This window comes from Micromonospora sp. NPDC002411 (assembly GCF_053592955.1).
On record NZ_JBSFBM010000398.1, the window covers coordinates 1 to 5545 of the forward strand.

A 5545-nucleotide genomic window follows, 5' to 3' on the forward strand; every position below is an offset into this window, starting at 1 on the left:
GGTTGCCGACGTGCACCAGGCCGGTGAGGGGGATCGGGAACGCCGGCAGGGTCATCAGTCGCAGCGCCAGCGGGAAGCCCATGACGTGCGGAAAGGTCCCCGGCAGTCGATCGCTGAGCCGGAACCCACAGACCCGGTCGTAGTCGGCCAGGCGTGCCCGGTCGACTGTCACCCCGCCGACGGCCAGCTCGACCGTCGGCAGGCCGCTCCCGCGCCGCCCGCCGCCGAGTCCCGGTAGCGCGCCGAGCAACGCCCGGCGGTTCAGCGCCCCGACCGCCGGCATCCGGGGCAGGCCGATCCGGGTGCGGCTGCCCGACGCCGGTTCGAGAGCCGCGGCCAGGGTCTCCGCGGTCAGCGTCTCGGTCGGGCCGTCGATCAGCTCGTGCAGGGAGAGGTCGTCGTCCGGCTCTTCCTTGCCCCGCATCACGCCCCCAGCAGGCTCTGGCCGCAGACCCGGACCACGTTTCCGCTGACCGCACCGCTGGCCGGCCAGGCCAACCAGCCGATCGTCTCGGCCACGTCCACCGGCAGGCCGCCCTGGGCCAGGCTGTTCATCCGCCGGCCCGCCTCACGGACCACCAGCGGGATGCGCGCGGTCAGCCGGGTCTCGATGAAGCCGGGGGCCACCGCGTTGACGCTGATGCCCCGCTCCCGCAGGGTCGGCGCGAGCGAGTCGACCAGCCCGATCACTCCGGCCTTGCTGGTGGCGTAGTTGGTCTGACCCCGGTTTCCGGCGATCCCGGCGATCGAGGAGACCGACACGATCCGCCCGCCGGTCGGAATCAGCCCGCGCTCCAGCAGCACGTCGTTGATCCGTTCCTGGCTGGAGAGGTTGACGTCGAGGACCTGGTCCCACCGGTCGGCGTCCATCCGGCCGAGCGTCTTGTCCCGGGTGATGCCGGCGTTGTGCACCACCACGTCGACCCGGCCGTGCCGGCTGGCCAGGTGGTCGGCGAGCCGGGTCGGCGCGTCCGGTGCGGTCAGGTCGAGCTGCACGGCGGTGCCACCGATGTCGTTCGCCACCGCCGCCAGCGCGTCCCCGGCGGCGGGGATGTCCAGGGCGACCACCCGTGCGCCGTCGCGGGCGAGCACCGTGGCCAGCGCCGCGCCGATCCCCCGGGCGGCGCCGGTGACCAGCACCACCTGCCCGTCCAATGGGCGCTCCCAGTCGGCCGGGACGGTCGCCTCGCCGGCACCGACCCGGATCACCTGACCCGAGACGTACGCGGACCGCCCGGAGAGAAGGAAGCGGAGCGTCGACTCGAGGCTGGTGAGGACGCCGTCCCCGGCCCGGGTCACGTAGACGAGTTGGGCGGTGGTGCCCCGACCGAACTCCTTGCCGATGCTGCGGACCAGCCCTTCCAGGGCGCGCTGGGCGGTCGCCTCGCGGGGCGTCGGGCACTCCTGCGGCGGGGTGCCCAGCACGATCACCCGGCCACTGGGCAGCACGGCCCGGGCGTGCGGGTGGAAGAAGTCGTAGAGCTGGCGGAGCTGTGTGGAGTCGGTGATGCCGCTGGCGTCGTACACCAGGGCTCCGAAGCGGTCCTGGGGTCCGGCGCCGGCGGCATCGCGCAGCTCGACCCCGGCGGCCGTCAGGATCGTGCCGACCGGCTCGGCGAGCCGACCGCCGGTGGCCGCGCCGAGCACTGCCGGACCAGGCAGCAGCGGGTCGCCGAGGTGGTGCCGGCGCAGTCGAGGCGGATCGGGAAGCCCGAAGCGCTTGACCACCGTGCGACCGGCGGCCGATTGGACGAAGCTCGCGTACCTGTCGGTCATGGGCGTAGCCTACTGGCGAGTAGGGTTCGAGCAACACTTTGCGAGGAGGCGGATCGTGCAGAGCATCCGGAGGGTCGCGGTCATCGGGGGCAACCGCATCCCCTTCGCCCGTTCCAACTCCCGCTACGCCGACGCGTCCAACGCCGACCTGCTCGGCGCCGCGCTGGACGGCCTGATCGCCCGGTACGGGCTGGCCGGGCAGCGGGTCGGCGAGGTCGTGGCCGGGGCGGTGCTCAAGCACTCCCGCGACTTCAACCTCACCCGCGAGGTGGTCCTCGGCTCCCGGCTCGACCCGCACACCCCCGCGTACGACCTCCAGCAGGCCTGCGGCACCGGCCTGGAAGCGGCGATCCTCGTCGCCAACAAGATCGCTCTCGGTCAACTCGATGTGGGTATCGCCGGGGGTGTCGACACCACCTCCGACGCGCCGCTCGCGGTCAACGAGGAGATGCGACGCACGCTGCTCAAGCTCAACAGCGCCCGCACCCTGGGCGAGCGGTTGAAGGTCGCCGCCCGGCTGCGCCCGCTCCAGCCGTTCAAGCCCGACCTCCCGCGCAACGCCGAACCACGTACCGGCCTGTCCATGGGTGACCACGCCGCCCGCACCGCGCTGCACTGGCAGATCGACAGGCGATCCCAGGACGAGTTGGCGCTGCGCTCGCACCAGCGGCTCGCCGCCGCGTACGACAGGGGCTTCTTCGACGACCTCATGACGCCGTACCTGGGGCTGACCCGCGACCAGAACCTGCGCCCGGACACCAGCGTGGAGAAGCTCGGCTCGCTCAAGCCGGTCTTCGGCACCCGTGGCCCGGACGCCGAGCAGGCCACCATGACCGCTGGCAACTCGTCACCGCTCACCGATGGCGCATCCGCCGTGCTGCTGGCCAGCGAGGAGTGGGCCGCCGCGCACAACCTGCCCGTGCTGGCCTGGTTCAGCTGGTCGGAGACGGCGGCGGTGGACTTCGTGCACGGCGACGAAGGGCTGCTGATGGCCCCCGCGTACGCGGTGCCCCGGATGCTGGCCCGGGCCGGGCTGACGTTGCAGGATTTCGACTACTACGAGATCCACGAGGCGTTCGCCTCGCAGGTGCTGGCCACACTGGCCGCCTGGGAGTCGCCGGAGTTCTGCAAGGACCGGCTCGGCCTGGACGCACCGCTCGGCGCGATCGACACCGACCGGCTCAACGTGAACGGCTCCTCGCTGGCCGCCGGGCACCCGTTCGCCGCCACCGGCGGGCGGATCGTGGCGACCTTGGCCAAGCTGCTGGCCGAGAAGGGCAGCGGACGCGGGCTGATCTCCATCTGCGCGGCCGGTGGTCAGGGCGTGACAGCGATCCTGGAGCGGTGAGCGGAAGGTCGCTTACCGAGTCACCTGGCACCAGACGTTAACGGCCTGTTCAGTAGTCGGCCCGCTGGCGGAGAGTTCACCGCGCAACGGTGATCGCTGCCGCGTCCTCGACGCGGCGCTGATCACTCCTGCGTGCGGAACGGGGCCGTATCACCATGGAGTCTGTCGTTCCACGAACGATCACCCTCTCGGTGGTCATCCCGATGTTCAACGAGACCGCGGTCATCCCGGCCCTCGTCGCCCGGCTGCGACCGGTGCTCGACGCGCTCGGCGTCGACTACGAGGTGGTCGCCGTCGACGACGGTAGCCGGGACGACACCGTGTCGGTGCTCTTCGATCACGGCCGGGACTGGCCCCAGCTCCGGGTGCTCCGACTGCGGCGCAACAGCGGTCACCAGGCGGCGTTGACCGCTGGCCTGCACCGGGCCGTTGGAAACTGGGTGGTCAGCCTGGACGCCGATCTTCAGGATCCGCCGGAGACCATCGCCGAGATGCTTCGGGTGGCCCGCGAGGACGGGGTGGACGTCGTCTACGGCGTGCGCGCCGACCGCAGCACCGACACGGTCTTCAAACGCAACACCGCCCGGGCTTACTACTGGGTGATGCGTCGGCTCGTCGGTGCCGACCTGCCCGCGCAGGCTGGTGACTTCCGGTTGCTCAGCCGGGACGTGATCGAGGTTCTGCGCGAACTGCCCGAGCGTGCCCCGGTCTACCGGCTGCTGGTGCCGTCGCTCGGCTTCCCCAGCGCCGAGGTGCGCTACGACCGCGAGGTCCGTGCCGCCGGGGAGACGAAGTATCCGCTGCGCCGGATGGTCGCGCTGGCCTGGGAGAGCACGGCGAACTTCTCGGCCGCGCCTCTGCGCCTGGCCACCTGGATGGGGATGTCGAGCTTCCTGCTCTGCCTGGCCCTGATCGTGTTCGGCATGGTCGTCCACGTCTCCGGTGCCACCATCCCCGGCTGGACCTCGATGTTCGTCGCGGTGCTGCTGCTCAGTGGGGTGCAGTTGGTCTGTCTCGGCCTGCTGGGCGAGTACGTCGGCCGGATCTACGCCACAGTGCAGAACCGGCCCGCCTTCCACATCGGGTTCGACTCCCAGGACGGGGTTCCGGAGGCGGGTGCACGTGGTCGTGTCGGTGACGACGTTGTCCGACTCCGTGGCTGACGCCCTGCTGGCCGAGCGGGTCGACACTCCGGCCCCAGCCTCGGCCTCGCGCCGGAATGCTCTCGTGCCGATTCTCAGCACGCTCCCGTGGGTGCTCGTGATCGGCGCACTGCTCGTGGTGTGGTCACGCGGCAGCGTGCCGGTGCCGGACCTCGCCCGGTTCTCCGCGTACTGGGTCCTCGCGCTGGCGCTCCCCGGAACCCTGGTACACCGCGCGCTGCGCGGAAGCCGGGGCAACCTTCCGGAGGATGTCGGCTTCGGCGCGGCCACCGGCCTGCTGTTGGAGATCGTCGCCTGGGCGTTGGCAGCGGCGACCGGTCAACAGACCCTGCTGCGGTGGTGGCCGCTACCCGTACTCGTCGCGTTCGCCGCCGTGCCCGGGCTGCGCCGACACTGGCGGGTCGGCGAGCGCCGTCCGCTGCCGGTCGGCTGGCACTGGAGCATGGGTGCGGCCCTGCTGGTGGTGCTGGCCTGGGGGTACGTCCAGTGGCGAATGGTTCCGCTGCCTCCGGTATCCGGCGGCTACTACCAGGACGTGCTCTACCACCTGGGTCTGGTGCAGGAGTTGACGCGGGCGATGCCATTCGAGTTGCCGCACGTCGCGGGGGAGGCGTTGCGGTACCACTACCTCTCCGACGCCCACATCGCCAGCGGCAGCATGATCACTGGCATCGCGCCGACGACGGTGCTGCTGCGGCTGTGGCTGGTACCGGTGGTCGGCGTGGCGGTGGTGCTCGCGGCCGGGCTGGCCCGCGACTTGAGTGGAGCGGTCTGGGCTGGCCCGGTGGCCGCCCTCACCGCTTTCACCGGTGCGGCGGTCACGCTCGGCTCGCCCGTGGGTGTGTCCGGCGAGATGCCGCTCTCCTACGCCAGCCCCTCCCAGACGTACGTGCTGGTGCCGTTGTTGCTGCTGGCCGGGCTCGTTGTCGACGCGGCCCGGGGGCGTTCCCTCGGCCCGGCCTGGCTGCTGGTCCCGGCGCTCGGGCTGGTCTGTGCGGGGGCGAAGTCCAGCGCGTTGCCGCCGCTGATCGCCGGCCTGGGTCTCACCGCCGTGGTGTTCTGGTGGCGCAAGCGGCAGATCCCACGACCCGCCCTGGTGGCGTTGGCCTGCCTGGTGGCGTCGATGGCGCTCGGTTTCCGGCTGTTCGCCGGTGGCGGGGCCTCCACCCTGCGCGTGCAGGCGTTGGCGTTGCTGCACTTCGTCGCCCCGTACGCCGAGACGCTCGGGCCGGGTGACGGGATCTGGCCGAGCGCACCG

At 71.8% G+C, this 5545-nt stretch carries 4 protein-coding genes and 1 pseudogene; 3 read left to right on the top strand and 2 right to left on the bottom strand.

Annotation, left to right across the window (positions count from 1 at the left end; all coding sequences use genetic code 11):
• Together ACWCO3_RS30670 and ACWCO3_RS30675 are read right to left on the bottom strand one after the other, a co-directional pair.
• Window positions 1–283 (bottom strand): annotated as a pseudogene (locus ACWCO3_RS30670) (hypothetical protein); the annotation flags it as partial.
• A 140-nt stretch (window positions 284–423) separates the two neighbouring features.
• A complete protein-coding gene (locus ACWCO3_RS30675; protein WP_145778183.1) occupies window positions 424–1776 on the bottom strand; it encodes a 3-oxoacyl-ACP reductase in 1353 nt (450 codons plus the stop codon).
• 55 nt (window positions 1777–1831) lie between these two features.
• On the opposite strand from ACWCO3_RS30675, the gene ACWCO3_RS30680 reads away from it, so the two are divergent.
• From ACWCO3_RS30680 to ACWCO3_RS30690, 3 genes are all read left to right on the top strand, one after another.
• Window positions 1832–3124 (top strand): acetyl-CoA C-acetyltransferase, encoded by a 1293-nt coding sequence (locus tag ACWCO3_RS30680; RefSeq protein ID WP_145778182.1) that lies wholly within the window; start codon window positions 1832–1834, stop codon window positions 3122–3124.
• Between the two features lie 155 nt (window positions 3125–3279).
• Window positions 3280–4287: a glycosyltransferase family 2 protein gene (locus ACWCO3_RS30685; protein WP_450013361.1), complete on the top strand. Its 1008-nt coding sequence runs from the start codon at window positions 3280–3282 to the stop codon at window positions 4285–4287.
• Window positions 4268–5545, top strand: a 1278-nt coding sequence (locus ACWCO3_RS30690; RefSeq protein WP_450013363.1) for a hypothetical protein, incomplete at its 3' end; no start/stop codon positions are given. The genes ACWCO3_RS30685 and ACWCO3_RS30690, both read left to right, overlap by 20 nt.

Bases quoted from the DNA above. Each gene is read 5' to 3' on its own strand.
- ACWCO3_RS30675 (WP_145778183.1), bottom strand. From the start codon at position 1,776: ATGACCGACAGGTACGCGAGCTTCGTCCAATCGGCCGCCGGTCGCACG.
- ACWCO3_RS30685 (WP_450013361.1), top strand. From the start codon at position 3,280: ATGGAGTCTGTCGTTCCACGAACGATCACCCTCTCGGTGGTCATCCCG.